Annotated in this window: 18 protein-coding genes; 11 read left to right on the top strand and 7 right to left on the bottom strand. The window is 34.0% G+C overall.

The genetic code is table 11. The features are described from left to right. Nucleotides 1–93 precede the first annotated feature (93 nt). The 7 genes from BWZ20_RS13465 to BWZ20_RS13435 all read left to right on the top strand — a co-directional run bounded on the left by BWZ20_RS13465 (nucleotide 94) and on the right by BWZ20_RS13435 (nucleotide 5,681). Nucleotides 94–861, top strand: a complete 768-nt coding sequence (locus BWZ20_RS13465; protein ID WP_076620704.1) for a ParA family protein — start codon at nucleotides 94–96, stop codon at nucleotides 859–861. Beyond that, a complete protein-coding gene (locus BWZ20_RS13460; RefSeq protein ID WP_076620703.1) occupies nucleotides 861–1,766 on the top strand; it encodes a ParB/RepB/Spo0J family partition protein in 906 nt (301 codons plus the stop codon). Before BWZ20_RS13465 ends, BWZ20_RS13460 begins: the two co-directional genes overlap by 1 nt. Continuing rightward, nucleotides 1,756–2,361 (top strand): DUF5683 domain-containing protein, encoded by a 606-nt coding sequence (locus BWZ20_RS13455; protein WP_076620702.1) that lies wholly within the window; start codon nucleotides 1,756–1,758, stop codon nucleotides 2,359–2,361. The genes BWZ20_RS13460 and BWZ20_RS13455 overlap by 11 nt, the downstream gene beginning before the upstream one ends. After that, the gene (dapB, locus tag BWZ20_RS13450; RefSeq protein WP_076620701.1) at nucleotides 2,362–3,063 is read left to right on the top strand and encodes a 4-hydroxy-tetrahydrodipicolinate reductase; all 702 of its coding nucleotides are present in this window, start codon (nucleotides 2,362–2,364) and stop codon (nucleotides 3,061–3,063) included. A 61-nt stretch (nucleotides 3,064–3,124) separates the two neighbouring features. After that, nucleotides 3,125–4,747, top strand: coding sequence for a signal peptidase I (lepB, locus tag BWZ20_RS13445; protein ID WP_076620699.1), 1,623 nt, complete (start codon nucleotides 3,125–3,127; stop codon nucleotides 4,745–4,747). Nucleotides 4,748–4,758: 11 nt separating this feature from the next. Next, a complete protein-coding gene (locus tag BWZ20_RS13440; protein ID WP_076620697.1) occupies nucleotides 4,759–5,379 on the top strand; it encodes a WbqC family protein in 621 nt (206 codons plus the stop codon). Then, entirely contained in the window at nucleotides 5,373–5,681 is a 309-nt protein-coding gene (locus tag BWZ20_RS13435; RefSeq protein ID WP_076620695.1) for a DUF6122 family protein, read from the top strand. Before BWZ20_RS13440 ends, BWZ20_RS13435 begins: the two co-directional genes overlap by 7 nt. Here the strand turns inward: BWZ20_RS13435 and BWZ20_RS13430 are convergent. The 7 genes from BWZ20_RS13430 to BWZ20_RS13395 form a co-directional block, all read right to left on the bottom strand. Beyond that, nucleotides 5,670–6,701 (bottom strand): endonuclease/exonuclease/phosphatase family protein, encoded by a 1,032-nt coding sequence (locus tag BWZ20_RS13430; RefSeq protein WP_076620694.1) that lies wholly within the window; start codon nucleotides 6,699–6,701, stop codon nucleotides 5,670–5,672. The two genes, BWZ20_RS13435 and BWZ20_RS13430, sit on opposite strands and share 12 nt — an antisense overlap. A gap of 5 nt (nucleotides 6,702–6,706) precedes the next feature. Beyond that, nucleotides 6,707–7,573 (bottom strand): rhomboid family intramembrane serine protease, encoded by an 867-nt coding sequence (locus BWZ20_RS13425; RefSeq protein ID WP_076620692.1) that lies wholly within the window; start codon nucleotides 7,571–7,573, stop codon nucleotides 6,707–6,709. A 2-nt stretch (nucleotides 7,574–7,575) separates the two neighbouring features. Beyond that, on the bottom strand, nucleotides 7,576–8,331 hold the full coding sequence (locus BWZ20_RS13420; protein WP_076620690.1) for a rhomboid family intramembrane serine protease: 756 nt from the start codon (nucleotides 8,329–8,331) through the stop codon (nucleotides 7,576–7,578). Between the two features lie 3 nt (nucleotides 8,332–8,334). After that, on the bottom strand, nucleotides 8,335–10,206 hold the full coding sequence (gene mutL / locus BWZ20_RS13415; protein WP_076620688.1) for a DNA mismatch repair endonuclease MutL: 1,872 nt from the start codon (nucleotides 10,204–10,206) through the stop codon (nucleotides 8,335–8,337). After that, entirely contained in the window at nucleotides 10,206–10,481 is a 276-nt protein-coding gene (locus BWZ20_RS13410) for a riboflavin synthase subunit beta (protein ID WP_317041683.1), read from the bottom strand. Before BWZ20_RS13410 ends, mutL begins: the two co-directional genes overlap by 1 nt. 436 nt (nucleotides 10,482–10,917) lie before the next feature. Then, entirely contained in the window at nucleotides 10,918–11,424 is a 507-nt protein-coding gene (gene ribH / locus BWZ20_RS13400; protein WP_076620682.1) for a 6,7-dimethyl-8-ribityllumazine synthase, read from the bottom strand. Beyond that, nucleotides 11,425–12,192, bottom strand: coding sequence for a tetratricopeptide repeat protein (locus tag BWZ20_RS13395; RefSeq protein WP_076620680.1), 768 nt, complete (start codon nucleotides 12,190–12,192; stop codon nucleotides 11,425–11,427). 141 nt (nucleotides 12,193–12,333) lie between these two features. On the opposite strand from BWZ20_RS13395, the gene recF reads away from it, so the two are divergent. From recF to BWZ20_RS13375, 4 genes are all read left to right on the top strand, one after another. Next, nucleotides 12,334–13,413: a DNA replication/repair protein RecF gene (gene recF / locus BWZ20_RS13390; RefSeq protein WP_076621366.1), complete on the top strand. Its 1,080-nt coding sequence runs from the start codon at nucleotides 12,334–12,336 to the stop codon at nucleotides 13,411–13,413. Further along, nucleotides 13,410–13,829, top strand: coding sequence for a lipocalin family protein (locus BWZ20_RS13385; protein WP_076620678.1), 420 nt, complete (start codon nucleotides 13,410–13,412; stop codon nucleotides 13,827–13,829). Before recF ends, BWZ20_RS13385 begins: the two co-directional genes overlap by 4 nt. A 15-nt stretch (nucleotides 13,830–13,844) precedes the next feature. Beyond that, nucleotides 13,845–14,141 (top strand): DUF721 domain-containing protein, encoded by a 297-nt coding sequence (locus tag BWZ20_RS13380; protein WP_076620676.1) that lies wholly within the window; start codon nucleotides 13,845–13,847, stop codon nucleotides 14,139–14,141. A gap of 118 nt (nucleotides 14,142–14,259) precedes the next feature. After that, entirely contained in the window at nucleotides 14,260–14,742 is a 483-nt protein-coding gene (locus BWZ20_RS13375) for a CIA30 family protein (RefSeq protein ID WP_076620674.1), read from the top strand.

Genomic DNA, 14,742 nt, shown 5'->3' with positions numbered 1-14,742 from the left:
ACGGTCTAATAAAAAGCTAAACTGTTAACAACTTCAATTTTCAAAACCCATAATAAATTGTATTTTTAAACCCTTAATAAACCAAATCATTTAATGGGTAAAATCATTGCTATTGCTAATCAAAAAGGTGGTGTTGGAAAAACGACCACCTCAGTAAACTTAGCAGCTTCTTTGGGTGCATTAGAGAAGAGAGTCCTACTTATAGACGCAGATCCACAGGCTAATGCAAGCTCAGGTTTAGGTATCGATGTAGATACTGTAGAGCTGGGATCGTATCAGGTTTTAGAACACACCAAGACTGCTAAAGAAGCCGTTATCGCTTCAAATGCACCCAACGTCGATGTTATTCCTGCACATATAGATCTTGTGGCTATAGAGATAGAACTTGTTGATAAAGATGAGCGCGAATACATGCTTAAAAAAGCAATATTAGATTTAAAATCTGAATACGATTATATTTTAATAGACTGCGCTCCTTCTCTCGGTTTATTAACTTTGAATGCCCTTACAGCTTCCGATTCTGTGATTATTCCTATTCAATGCGAATATTTTGCGCTTGAAGGTTTAGGAAAACTGTTAAATACTATTAAAAGTGTACAAAAAATACACAACCAAGCGTTAGACATTGAAGGCATGCTGCTTACCATGTTCGATTCGCGTTTACGCTTATCTAACCAGGTAGTAGAAGAAGTACAAAAACACTTTAGCGACATGGTGTTTGAAACCATTATACAACGTAATGTTAAACTTGGCGAAGCACCTAGTTATGGTGAAAGTATTATTAACTATGATGTAAGTAGTAGAGGCGCTGCCAATTATTTAAATTTGGCAAAAGAGCTCATAAAGAAAAATGAATTATAATGGCGAAGGCAACTAAAAAACAGGCGTTAGGTCGTGGGCTATCTGCTTTACTAAAAGACCCTGACAATGATATAAAATCTGCAGAGGACAAAAACGCAGACAAGGTTGTAGGTAATATTGTTGAGCTTGATATTGATAGTATAGAGGTTAACCCATTTCAACCAAGAACCAATTTTAATGAAGAATCGCTTAGAGAACTAGCATCATCAATTAGAGAGTTAGGTGTTATTCAACCAATTACAGTTAGAAAATTAGCCTTTAACAACTATCAGTTAGTTTCTGGTGAACGTCGTTTTAGAGCATCGAAGCTTATTGGTTTAGAGACCATACCTGCTTACATAAGAATCGCTAACGACCAAGAGTCTCTAGAGATGGCTCTAGTTGAAAATATCCAAAGACAGGATTTAGATCCCATTGAAATTGCGTTGTCGTATCAACGTTTAATTGATGAAATTAACCTTACACAAGAGCAAATGAGTGAGCGCGTAGGTAAAAAGCGCTCAACTATTGCCAATTATTTACGTCTGCTAAAGCTAGATCCAATTATCCAAACCGGAATGCGAGATGGCTTTATTTCAATGGGTCATGGTAGAGCTATGGTAAATATAGAAAGTCCTGTAGACCAGCTCGAAGTTTATGAAAAAATTATCAGTAATAAACTTTCTGTGAGAGCTACCGAACAACTTGTTAAGAATTTGAACAACCAAGAAGAAACCTCTAAACCAGAAAAAATATCTACTGAAGTTCCTAAACACATAAAGAAAGGCATAAAAGATTTTTCAGATTACTTTGGTCACAAAATTGATGTAAAGCTCGGAAAAAACGGTAGTGGCAAGATTACAATCCCTTTTCATTCCGAAGAAGATTTCAATAGAATTAAAAAACTAGTACAGCGTGCTAAATAACCATCTTTTCTTTGGCATCCTATGCATAATTTCTTCATCATTTTCATTTTCCCAAAACGAAAGTGATAGTATTGTTAGCACTATAGAAAAGGAGCCTGTTCTTATTAACGATGCATTTATAGAAAAACAGGAAATAGACCCTTTGAGGCCATCTAAAGCCGCCTTTTATTCTGCTGTTTTACCAGGTGCAGGACAGTTTTATAACAAAAAATATTGGAAAATCCCTATCGTTTGGGGAGCTATAGGCACAGGAGTTTATTTTTATTTAAGAAACGACAAACAGTACGACCGCTATCGTGATGCTTACAAAAGACGATTAGCAGGTTTTACAGATGATGAATTTTCAGATGCAAATGGCAATCCACTTATTTCTAACGATGGATTGATAAGAGCACAGCAGCAATTTAGGAGAAACAAAGAAGTTTCGCTTTTAGTTACCATTGGTTTGTATGCACTTAATATTATAGATGCCAATGTAGATGCCCATTTACTTCAGTTTAATGTAGATGAAAATTTGAGTTTTAGTCCACACTATCAATACAACCAAATGGAAAACTCAGGAGATTTAGGCTTAACACTTAATTTTAAATTCTAAATGAATATAGCTTTACTCGGTTATGGTAGAATGGGAAAAAGTATTGAAGCTATTGCTCTAGAGCGTAACCATACTATCGTTTTAAAGGTCTCTAAACCTTCTGAAAATTTCAATTTTTATAATGCAGATGTCGCCATAGATTTTAGTATTCCTAGTGCTGCAGTAAATAACATTAAAATGGCTTTAGATGCTAATGTGCCTGTTATTTCTGGCACTACAGGTTGGTTAGAGCATTATCAAGAGGTTGTGGACTACTGCCAATCTAAAAATGGTACATTTCTATACGCTTCAAATTTTAGCTTGGGTGTCAATATCTTCTTTGAAGTGAATAAACGATTAAGCAAACTGATGGCTACAGTTGAGGGCTACACTACTGAAATTGAAGAAATTCACCATATTAAAAAATTAGATGCACCAAGTGGAACCGCAATAACCTTGGCAGAACAGATTATTGAAAACACGCATTACAAAGGTTGGTCACTAGAAAATCCAACTTCTAATGAAATACCTATAAAAGCTAAGCGTATACCCGAAGTTCCTGGTACACACGAAATAACTTATAATTCTGAAATAGATTCTATAAGCATTAAGCACACAGCGCATAGTAGACAAGGCTTTGCTTTAGGCGCTGTTATTGCGGCAGAATGGATAAAAGACAAAAAAGGCATATTCACTATGCGAGATGTGTTAAACATTGGTTAATTTGCCCATCATTTGAAACAAATTAAAATATTTTTCAACCTACTAGACTAAACATAACATCATGACTTGGACAGAGTGGTTTATTTTTTTATTGATATTACAAATTATTCATGGCTTAGGCACATGGAAACTTTATGTTAAAGCAGGCAGACAAGCTTGGGAAGCATTTGTCCCTGTTTACAATGCTGTGATTTTAATGAAAATCATTTCGCGTCCATGGTGGTGGGTAATACTAATGTTTTTGCCTATTGTTAATCTTATTATGATTCCGGCTGTATGGGTAGAAACAGCGCGAGCGTTCGGTAAAGACAGCAAATTAGATGCTTTAATCTGCATTGTAACACTTGGGTTTTATCTTTATTACTTAAATTATATTGAAGACGTTACCTATGTTGAGAATAGACAACTAAAACCAAAAACATCTACTGGCGAGTGGATTACTTCTATCCTATTCGCCATTGTTGCGGCTACAATTGTGCATACCTACTTTTTTCAACCGTTTGTTATTCCGTCTTCATCGTTAGAAAAATCGTTATTAGTTGGTGATTTCTTAATCGTTAGTAAAATACATTATGGTGCGAGAGGCCCTATGACTACTGTTGCAGCTCCTATGGTACACGATACTATACCAAAACTCGGTATAAAATCATACCTATTTGACGATAATTTTGAAGAGCGAGAAACCTCATGGCAAAATAAACTACAGCTACCTTACTTTAGGTTGCCTGGTTTTGAAAACGTAGAACGTAATGATATTGTCGTTTTTAATCAACCAGCAGATACACTGTTAGATATGAACGATTTTAATCCAAATCGTAATTATTACAAACCTATAGACAAAAAGACCAACTTAGTTAAACGCTGTGTTGGTACGCCAGGTGACACTTTAGAAATAAAAAACGGTTACGTTTTTATTAACGGCAAACAAAATGTACTACCACCACGATCGCACCTACAGTTTTCATACAGGTTGACGTTAAAGAAACCAATAAGTACAGTAGGCGAAGAGCGTATGTTTTATAATATGCTAGATAAAGCAGATATAGATGATGGTTTTAGGATAAATCCTGATGGTTCATTTTATTTAGCAGCAGTTTCAGATGAAGCAGCTAATAAACTTAGAGTACAACCCAATGTAGCTAGTGTAGAACGTGTTATTCAGGAAAAAGGTATTTCTGGTGATGTTTTTCCTAGAGACACCTATCATAATGATTGGAATACAGATCATTTTGGGCCATTGTGGATCCCTGAGGCTGGCTCCACTATTCAATTAAATAAGACAAACATAGCTTTATATAAGCGCGCTATTGGAGAGTATGAAGGTAATAAAGTAGTAACACGAGGAGACGAGATTTACATTAACGATAAACTTGCAACATCCTATACTTTTAAACAAGATTATTATTGGATGATGGGTGACAACAGAAATAATTCTATAGATAGTAGATATTGGGGATTTGTGCCATACAATCATATTTTTGGAAAACCTGTGTTTATATGGATGAGTATAGACGGATTGATGAGTGGTGGCATTAAAAACTGGAAATTCCGTTGGGATAGAATCTTTACAACCGTTAGCGGTTCTGGTGAGCGCACCTCTTATTTTATTCCGTTTTTAGTTATTGTTTTAGGTATTTATGGGTTTAATAAGTGGCGTAAGAAAAAGAAAGTGTCTGCATCTTAAACCCAAAATAAATGGATTGTCTTATACATCCTACATACTTTCCTAACATAGTACACTTTGCAGCTATGATAACTTCTAAATCGGTTTGTTTGGAGGTGTGGGATAATTACCAAAAGCAATCGTATAGAAATCGTACTGAGATTTATGGTGCAAATGGCAAAATAGCATTAACTGTTCCTGTTAGTTATTCTCAAAAAAACAGACAATTATACAAAAATGTAAAAATTGCCAATGAAGATAATTGGCAATTACAGCACTTAAAATCATTACAATCGGCCTACAGCATGTCTCCTTTTTTTGAATTTTATATTGATGACTTAATGCCGCTTTTTGAAACTAAATTTGACTTTATCTTGGATTTAAATCTCAGGTGTTTTGAAATTCTTCAAGACAGTCTTCAATTAGAGTTAAACGTTTCTGAAAGCACAGTCTTTGAAAAAGATGCCATAAACAAATTAGACTTTAGGTGTTTGGTAAAACGTAATTACAAAGCCAGTAACTTAGAGCTTTATACACAAGTATTTACAGACAAACATGGCTTTATTCCTAATCTAAGCATTTTAGATTTACTGTTTAACGAAGGGCCTAACGCAGAGTTATATCTTACTCGCCAAAGCATAAACTTATGCTAAAATTTGCCATTCATTATGGTTTGCATTTTGGACTGCCTCTAACAATTGCATTAGTATTCTACAAAAAGGAATGGTTAAAAATGTACGTTATTATGATTGCTGCATTTGTAATAGACTTAGATCATTTATTGGCCACTCCAATTTTTGATTCTAGCCGATGCAGCATCAACTTTCATCCGCTTCACAGTTATTATGCCATTGCTATATACTTCTTGTTACTCTGGCCAAAAACAACTCGCGTTTTTGCCATTGCCCTGTTGGCACATATCGTTTCGGATAGCGTAGATTGTTTACTTATTTAAGTTAAGAGTTGCTTTTATAGGGTAATGGTCAGACAGATTGATATTACTATATGTTTTAAAGCCATTGACTTTGAAACGCTTATCTGCTAAAATAAAATCGATTCTTAACGGAAAGAATTTAATATCGAACGATTTACCAAAACCATTGCCAGCCTTTTCAAAAGTGTCCACCAGATCACTACCGATAATTTTCTTATAACTGTAAGAAAATGCAGTATTATTAAAATCTCCTGCAACAATAGTTCTGTAGTGGCATTGAGATTTATGTTTTAAAAATTTTTCGACTTGTGATTGTTGCTTTTGAAATGCCCACTTAACACGTTTTACAAAAACATCTCTTGAGTATTGACTATTAATGTAATCTATTTGCGTATTAATTTTTGCTGATTGCAGGTGAAGGTTATAGACTCTAATAGTGTCTTTTCCTTTAACCACATCAACAAACACAGCATTGTTATTGGTGTCTTCAAACTCTAATGAACCTGAATTAATAATAGGAAGTTTAGAAAAAATGGTGTGTCCACCCTTTGTGTTTTTCACAAACCTACCATTAAAATCCGTATAACCGTCTAACCGTATAGGTTTTCCTCTCGTATACTCTTGAATACAAATTATATCTGGTGACTCCTTGTAAAAGAAGTCTATAATATCTTCCTTTGTTGTAATATTAGGTTTCCAGTTATACTTATTAAATAGCCTAACATTAAAAGACATTACAGAAATATTACCTTGTTCTTCAATCTTTTTTGAAGATGAAAACTTATAAAATGTTCCCAAATAACTCCAACCCAAAAGCAAAACTACAAGCGATAACACCATTTGTTTTTTCACCTGAAGTAACCAAAATATAAGGAATACCACATTTAGAGAAATTAAAAATGGGACACCCAAACTCAGTACTGATAAAATCGCAAAACTTTTTGGAGGAACATACGGCAATACATAGGAAACCAATAAAAAGAAGGCAGCCAATGAATTGACGAAAAATATGATCTTATTAAAGAAGCTTAACTTTTTCATATTTATCAATCTTCTTTACTAGCATCAAACAAAAATGCTTTTTCTTCTGATGATAAGCTATCGTAACCACTCTTGCTTATTTTATCTAAAATGGCATCTATCTTTTTTTGTTTATTGCTTTTGTCCGATGACTTTGGTTTTGACGATTTCTTAGACGTTCTGTGTACTGTTTTTAGATGAGATTTTGGTTTAAACCAGCCTGCAACAGCATCCATCATGCGCTCAAAGCCTTGACCTATATCTTTTCCTTTCACCAATTGCGTAGCATAATAATACCCTAAAATATAGCCACCTATGTGAGCTACATAACCACCTTGGTTAATACCTAACAGTAATCTAAAAACGTCCATCGCAACAAAAAAGAGTGCTATATGCATCCATTTTACATTAAAAGCATTAAACAACCTAATCTGCGAATTTGGCATATAGATAGCTATGAACATTAGCAAAGCACTAACACCTGCAGATGCACCAACCATAATACCATTTTTAGCACCAAAGAAATTAGTTGGAATGATATTAGCTACAGCGAGATAAGCCAAACCGCCTGCTATGATTCCGAGAAGATAGATATTTAAAACCATTTTAGTTCTAAACAAATTTGATGCTACTCTAGATAAGTAGAATAAAAACAACATATTAAAGAGCAAGTGGAAAAAGCCACTGTGCAAAAACCCATATGAAATTAAAGACCATGGCTGTAAAATAAAATCACCAAAACCAGATGGCAGTACAAAGTATTTTACAACACTGAGTCTAAAAAGATTTGTTAGTATTAGATCTAAAATAAAAACAATCACGTTAATAGTAATAATCTTACCAAAAACATCGAGATTGTTATAGCGGTATTTTAAATTTTCAATAGTCGTCATCTCTAGTTCCAACGGTATTTATCGCGTTCATTTTTCTTCCAGAAAATCATTAATAAAAATCCTGTTAAAGCACCACCAATATGTGCCATATAAGCTGTGTTGCTCGGACTTAATATAGAATGACCCGAAAATTCTGAAAACAAGTTTATAGCTATTAATCCTGGAATAAAATATTTTGCTTTAATTGGTATAGGAAAAAGTAGTAACATAACTTCAGAATTTGGATATAGCATACCAAATGCAACCAGCACGCCAAACAACGCTCCTGAAGCGCCAACCATGCTAGAATTAAAAAAATAGAACATCTCTTGCAATTGGTTTCTCTGTTCGGATGATATTGATCTTACAACCTCACCTGTTGTCATCATCTGTTTAACTTCATCGTTACTGATACCTGAAGCTAATATTTCTGCCTCTAGAGGAGAATACTGAAAATAATAATACGCCAGCATTATGAGGGCAGCGCCTAAACCACTCAGCAAATAAAAAATTAAGAATTTTTTAGCACCAAAAACACGTTCTACAGCAGTACCAAACATCCAAACACCAATCATATTAAACAAAATATGAGCAGGACTACCATGCATAAACATATGGGTTACAATCTGCCATGGCCGAAATAGATTATCATTCTTAGGAAAATACAATGCAAACCATTCATAAAATGTTTGCCCATTACCTATAGTTAATGTTCCGATAAACATTATCACATTGATGATCAATAAATGCTTTACCGTGTCTGTAATTGTAAATCTCATATACTACATAAATTTCTTTTCAATGTCTTCTGTAGACATTGTTATAAACGTTGGTCTGTTGGTTGGTGACACACTAGGATCCTTACATGCAAACAAACTATTTACCAAATGTTCTTGTTCTGTATTGTTTAGTGTTTGTCCGCTTTTAATAGCTAAACTCTTAGCCATAGATTTAGCTAATAAATCTGCAGCACTAAAACTCGCATCTGGCACATCATTCTCAACGTCACTAATAAGTTGCTCTAATATTATAGACACTTCACTCTCTGGCACTCCAACAGGAACACCTGTAATGGTTATTGTTTCTTCTTTAACGTCTGAAAACACAAAACCTGTGTGTTCAAAATCTTCTTTTAAACCTACTATAATATTAATTTCATTAGGTGTAAAACTTAACTGTAAAGGAAACAACAATTGTTGACTCGTAGCTTCTTTAATAGTAATGTGTTTAAGAAACCCTTCATACAAAATACGTTGGTGTGCCCTATTCTGGTCTATAATCAACATACCAGACTTTAATGTACTTACTATATATTTTTGCTGAAGCTGAAATGTAGTTTTACTCGTTTCTACAGAAGCATCGCTAAAAATTGTTTCAGTCTTATCGTCTCTTTCAAAACTTACTTCAACATCATCTTCTTGTCTTCTATTACCCTTGGATTCCAAACCGACATATAAGCTTTCCCAATTAGCTGTTGGAGATGATTTAAAACTTGTTCGCGTCGAAATAGATTTAGAAGAAGCGTTACCAGAAGTACTGCCTTCAACTGCAAAGGGATTAAAACTTCGGTCTACCTCTATTGTTGGTGCTTTACCAGCTTTATCTTTGTAACTGTAAGGTGTATCAAAACTATTTTGCTGTTCAAAATCTAGAACTGGAGCTATATTAAACTGTCCTAAACTATGCTTTACGGCTGATCTTAAAATGGCGTAAAGTGTATGCTCATCATCAAACTTAATTTCTGTTTTTGTTGGATGAATGTTAATGTCTATTGTTTTTGGATCTACCGTAAGGTGTAAAAAATAACTTGGATGATAACCATCCTTAAGCAAACCTTCAAATGCTGCGCTTATAGCATGATTTAGATACGGACTTTTGATAAATCTCTGATTTACAAAAAAGAATTGCTCTGAGCGTGTTTTTTTTGAATATTCGGGCTTGCCTACAAATCCTGAAATTTTTAAAACTTCAGTTTCTTCTTCAACAGGCACTAATTTTTCATTGGTTTTATTACCAAAAATATGAACAACACGTTGTCTGTAGTTTTCATTAGGAAGATTAAAAAGTTCACTCCCGTTGTGATAAAATGCAAAAGCAATATTGGGATGTGCTAATGCCACACGATGAAACTCATCTGTAATGTGTCGTAATTCTACAGTATCAGACTTTAAAAAATTACGCCTAGCTGGGATGTTAAAAAATAAATTTTTAACAGCAACTGATGTTCCTGTTGGTGTTACGGTGACCTCTTGAGATTTCACTGCACTGCCTTCGATTTCAATAGCAGTACCCAACTCATCCTCTGGACGTTTGGTTTTTAACTCTACATGCGCAATAGCCGCAATACTAGCTAGAGCTTCGCCTCTAAATCCTTTGGTATTCAATTGAAATAAATCTTCAGCAGATTTAATTTTTGATGTGGCATGACGCTCAAAACTTAAGCGTGCGTCAGTAACACTCATACCTTTGCCGTTATCTATTACTTGTACAAGTGTTTTACCAGCATCTTTTATAATGAGTTTTACGTCGTCTGCTCCAGCATCAATAGCATTCTCTAAGAGCTCTTTAACTACAGAAGCAGGTCGTTGCACTACTTCACCAGCTGCAATTTGGTTGGCAACATGGTCTGGTAAAAGTTGAATGATATCTGTCATTAGCTTTGCGGGAAGAAAATAGACAAATCGAAACCTATTAATAATAAAAACAAAAGAACTAAGATGCCTGCAATGATAAAGACGCGTTTGTTTACAGTTTCATCTCTATTGTTCTGATATTCATCTATTGCAGCATTCCATTTTCCCTTTATACCTTTTGGTGGATTTACGGTTTTACGGTAGTCATCAAACTTGTGCTTTAATTCATAAGGATTACCCTCACCATTGTAATAACGTGGTTTGTAATTGTACTTCCGGTTTTTTTTCAATTTCATTAATCCCATGATATCCTTATTTAATATATCCTTCTAAGACATACATTAAAACAAAAAGCGCTATGAGCATTATGATTAAAGCAGGTAAGGAAAATAATTTATTAGATTTTCGCTTAGTATTACCTTTTATTTCATGCCACTTACGCTCCAAGTCGTCTTTCGACTCTTTCCGATGGCTATCGGCTTCAGAATCCTGAAAACGTGGTTTATAATTAAACCGTTTATTTTTTCTTTGATTAAACAAGTTGCCTTATAAATTAAAACCTTGATTGTCTCAAAAGTACTTAAAATACAAGGAAAAAATGCCTAAGGATTCCTTAAAATTATCAACAAAAAGGATGCCATTATTGAGTGAACTAGTACTAAGTGTAAAGTAATACGTGATAAATTAAGAATAGGTACTATTTCCTAGGTATTACTTACTGCCTACTTAATACTACTTCGTCTCTTTTCTAAGCTGTGCCATTTTAATTGCGGTGATGGCAGCTTCGGTGCCTTTGTTACCATGCTTTCCACCAGACCGGTCAATAGATTGTTGCATATTGTTATCTGTTAGCACACAGAAAACAACAGGTATATCTCCTTTTAGATTGAGATCCTTAATACCTTGTGTAACGCCTTCGCAAACAAAATCGAAGTGTTTGGTTTCGCCTTGTATAACGCAACCTATAACTATAATAGCATCTAACATGCCAGATTCGGCATAAATGCTTTTAGACATTCTGGCAGCTCCATAGGTAAGTTCAAATGTTCCTGGCACATTCCAGCGAACAATGTTTTCTTTTTGTGCACCACAATCTAGTAATGCATCAAAAGCACCTTGCCAAAGTCCTTCTGTTATTTTTTCATTCCATTCTGAAACAACAATCCCAAACCGAAAGTCTTTCGCGTTTGGGATTATTGCTTTATCGTAATTTGATAAATTATGATTTGCGGTAGCCATTTATTGCATTTTAACTTCAACCATACCTATTAAAACATCAACTTGTGCAGCTTCTGTAGAACTGTCAAATTCATTCTTTATACGCTTTAAGTAATCTAAAGCTTTTTGGTTTTCGTTTAATCTAATAGCGATACGAGCTGCTTTCATTAAAAACATTGGGGTTGTATAGTTGTTTACATCAGCTTTAAATGCTTTTTCGTAATAATCTAATCCTTCTTTGTACTGCTCTAATTGTACAAATGCATCACCAATAGCGCCTTTAACTATTGGACCAGGAATGGAAGCATCGCTTGTAAATTCTTGTAGGTAGCTTATTGCTTTTTCATAATCTTTCAGGTTTAAATACGATATACCAGCATAGTAATTTGCAAGGTTTCCTGCTGGTGTACCACTGTATTCTTTGGCAATATCCTTCATACCAAACTTTCCTTCTCCTCCTTCGATAGCCATAAGGTAAAGTGAATCTGATGAAATACCATTAGCAGCATCTTCAAAATATTTTTTGGCTTGATACATTTCGTTCATTGCCTCTTTTTCTTGAGGCTCTACAATAAATTTATTGTACCCTAAATAACCGAGCACTACAATTGCCACTGCAGCGATGACACCAACAATGTAGTTTTGATTTTTAACAAACCATTCTTCTGTTTTTGAAGCTCCTTCATCTAAAGTATTAAATACTTCTGCTGTAGTTGAGTTTTCTTCAACTACTACTTCCTTTTCTTTTTTAGTTTTTGGTTTATAGCCTCTTTTCTTATACGTTGCCATATCTTGTCTATTATTGCGTGCGCAAAAATATAATTTTTATTGGGATTTAAAAGCCTAATTATTCGTTATTTTTCAATAATTTGCAAGACTATTAATTACATTAAAACACCACTAAATTCAAGCAAAGAACATCTATTTTTTATGGTTCTAAACGCATTATCTTTAGTTAATTACAAAAATTTTGAAAGTCAGGTTTTCGATTTTGACAGTAAAATAAATTGCTTTGTTGGTGCTAATGGCATTGGTAAAACAAACGCTTTAGACGCTATTTATCATTTGGCTTTTGGTAAAAGCTATTTTAATCCTGTTGCTGTACAAAACATAAAACATGGCACCGAATTTTTTGTGGTTGATGGTAATTTCACCAAAAATGAGCGCAGTGAAAAAATTATTGTTTCGTTAAAAAGAGGTCAAAAAAAAATCATAAAACGCAACGGTAAAGCTTATGAAAAATTTAGTGACCACATCGGTTTTATTCCACTGGTGATTATATCTCCAGCTGACAGAGACCTAATCATTGAAGGCAGTGACACTAGACGTAAGTTTATAGATAGTGTGATTTCACAAAGTGATAAAGCATATTTATCTGCACTTATAGCCTACAACAAAGTACTTTCGCAACGTAATGCGCTTTTAAAATATTTTGCTCTCAACAACACCTTTAATGCAGACACACTTGCTATATATAACGAACAACTAAACACCTATAGTGCAGAGATTTTTAAAAAACGTGATGAATTTTTAAGTGTATTTATCCCAATTTTTAAAGAACGATACGAAGCCATTAGCCAAAGTAAAGAAGCTATAAATTTAAAATACAAAAGCGATTTGTTTGATGGTGAATTAATAGAACTTTTAAAAACCAACATTAACAAAGACAAGGCTTTACAATACACAAGCGTAGGAACGCACAAGGATGATTTAGTGTTTACAATTGATGATTTTCCCATAAAGAAATTTGGCAGTCAAGGACAGCAAAAATCCTTTTTAATTGCTTTAAAACTGGCGCAATTCGATTTTATAAAGCAACAAAGTGGTGTCTCGCCTATTTTACTACTCGATGACATTTTTGATAAGTTAGATGAAAATAGAGTAGCACAAATCATTAGTTTAGTAGATAATGACCATTTTGGTCAGATTTTTATTAGCGACACCCATGCCGAGCGAACAGAAAATGTGGTTAAGCAAATTCATCAATCTTATAAAATTTTTAAACTATGAGAAAGTTTAGCTTTATCCTACTGATTCTGATATTTAGCTGTTCTAAAAACCCTGAAACACTCATAACACACCTCAATGGTTATTGGGAGATTGAGGAAGTCACTTTAGCCAATGGCACTGTAAAACAATATCAATTCAACGAAACTATAGATTATATTAATATTAATGATAGTCTGCAAGGATTCAGAAAAAAATTAAAACCTGGTATTAACGACACCTATTTTACCTCTGACGATGCTGAAGCGATTACCTTAAAAATTGAAAACAACAAACTCGTCATGTACTATAAAACGGCTTATGCGGAGTGGAAGGAAACCGTTTTAGAAGCTTCAGAAAAGCATTTAAAAGTAAGTAATGAAAATAAGGACGTATATTTATACAAGCGTTATATACCAATACAATTGGATATTGATTAATAGTGGTGATAGAAAATGGCAAAACGAAACAACGATAACCGTCCAATAGAAGAAATTTTAAAAGAATTTGTACAAACCAATAATCTAGAAGCTGGTTTAGACAAAGTAAATGTTCGAGAAGCTTGGGCTAATCTCATGGGAAATGGCGTTAACAATTATACAACAGCAATAGAACTAAAACACGAGACGCTTTATGTGCAACTAAGCTCTAGCGTATTGCGTGAAGAACTGAGTTATGGCAATGAAAAAATCGTAAAAATGCTAAACGAGTCAATTGGTAAAGAGATTGTAAAAAAATTAGTGTTACGCTAAGTAAAAGCGTTAAGATTTTTAGAAAACCAGAAAAGGTCGGTCTAGTATTTTGTAACTTTATTTAAAAAAGATGTTAAGACTCTATGCCTTGTTATTATTTATCTCATTACAATAATCTATGACTTTATATCAATTTAATTCTGAAAGCAAACTAGATAGTTGGGCAATTTTAGATGATGTTGTTATGGGTGGACGTTCTGATGGTCACCTAAAAATTAATGAAGACGGCCACGGAGAATTTTACGGACAAATCTCCTTAGAGAACAATGGTGGTTTTTCGTCTGTCCGCCATTATTTTGAAACACTAGACTCATCAAACTTTTCAACATTTAGTATACGTCTAAAAGGTGACGGCAAAACCTATCAGTTTAGAGTAAAAAATAGCCGTAATAATCGTCACTCATACATTTATAAATTCGCAACATCGGGTGATTGGCAAACTATAAAAATTCTATTTAAAGACATGTATGCCTCTTTTAGAGGTTATCGATTAGACATTCCTAATTTTGAAGGAAATAAAATGGAAGAAATAGCCTTTTTAATCGGAAATAAGAAAAAGGAGAGTTTTAAACTTCTTGTGGATTATATAAGCTTAGAATAA

The sequence above is a fragment of the Winogradskyella sp. J14-2 genome, from assembly GCF_001971725.1.
Classification (GTDB): domain Bacteria; phylum Bacteroidota; class Bacteroidia; order Flavobacteriales; family Flavobacteriaceae; genus Winogradskyella.
The sequence above is the reverse complement of the archived record's forward strand: the minus strand, read 5'-3'. Positions and strand labels throughout refer to the sequence as shown.

Coding starts and splice junctions, on each gene's coding strand:
- BWZ20_RS13465 (WP_076620704.1), top strand. CDS start 94: ATGGGTAAAATCATTGCTATTGCTAATCAAAAAGGTGGTGTTGGAAAA.
- ribH (WP_076620682.1), bottom strand. CDS start 11,424: ATGGCTACCGCAAATCATAATTTATCAAATTACGATAAAGCAATAATC.
- lepB (WP_076620699.1), top strand. CDS start 3,125: ATGACTTGGACAGAGTGGTTTATTTTTTTATTGATATTACAAATTATT.
- dapB (WP_076620701.1), top strand. CDS start 2,362: ATGAATATAGCTTTACTCGGTTATGGTAGAATGGGAAAAAGTATTGAA.
- BWZ20_RS13420 (WP_076620690.1), bottom strand. CDS start 8,331: ATGAGATTTACAATTACAGACACGGTAAAGCATTTATTGATCATCAAT.
- recF (WP_076621366.1), top strand. CDS start 12,334: ATGGTTCTAAACGCATTATCTTTAGTTAATTACAAAAATTTTGAAAGT.
- BWZ20_RS13385 (WP_076620678.1), top strand. CDS start 13,410: ATGAGAAAGTTTAGCTTTATCCTACTGATTCTGATATTTAGCTGTTCT.
- BWZ20_RS13395 (WP_076620680.1), bottom strand. CDS start 12,192: ATGGCAACGTATAAGAAAAGAGGCTATAAACCAAAAACTAAAAAAGAA.
- BWZ20_RS13410 (WP_317041683.1), bottom strand. CDS start 10,481: ATGAAATTGAAAAAAAACCGGAAGTACAATTACAAACCACGTTATTAC.
- BWZ20_RS13380 (WP_076620676.1), top strand. CDS start 13,845: ATGGCAAAACGAAACAACGATAACCGTCCAATAGAAGAAATTTTAAAA.
- BWZ20_RS13440 (WP_076620697.1), top strand. CDS start 4,759: ATGGATTGTCTTATACATCCTACATACTTTCCTAACATAGTACACTTT.
- BWZ20_RS13460 (WP_076620703.1), top strand. CDS start 861: ATGGCGAAGGCAACTAAAAAACAGGCGTTAGGTCGTGGGCTATCTGCT.
- BWZ20_RS13435 (WP_076620695.1), top strand. CDS start 5,373: ATGCTAAAATTTGCCATTCATTATGGTTTGCATTTTGGACTGCCTCTA.
- BWZ20_RS13430 (WP_076620694.1), bottom strand. CDS start 6,701: ATGAAAAAGTTAAGCTTCTTTAATAAGATCATATTTTTCGTCAATTCA.
- BWZ20_RS13425 (WP_076620692.1), bottom strand. CDS start 7,573: ATGACGACTATTGAAAATTTAAAATACCGCTATAACAATCTCGATGTT.
- mutL (WP_076620688.1), bottom strand. CDS start 10,206: ATGACAGATATCATTCAACTTTTACCAGACCATGTTGCCAACCAAATT.
- BWZ20_RS13375 (WP_076620674.1), top strand. CDS start 14,260: ATGACTTTATATCAATTTAATTCTGAAAGCAAACTAGATAGTTGGGCA.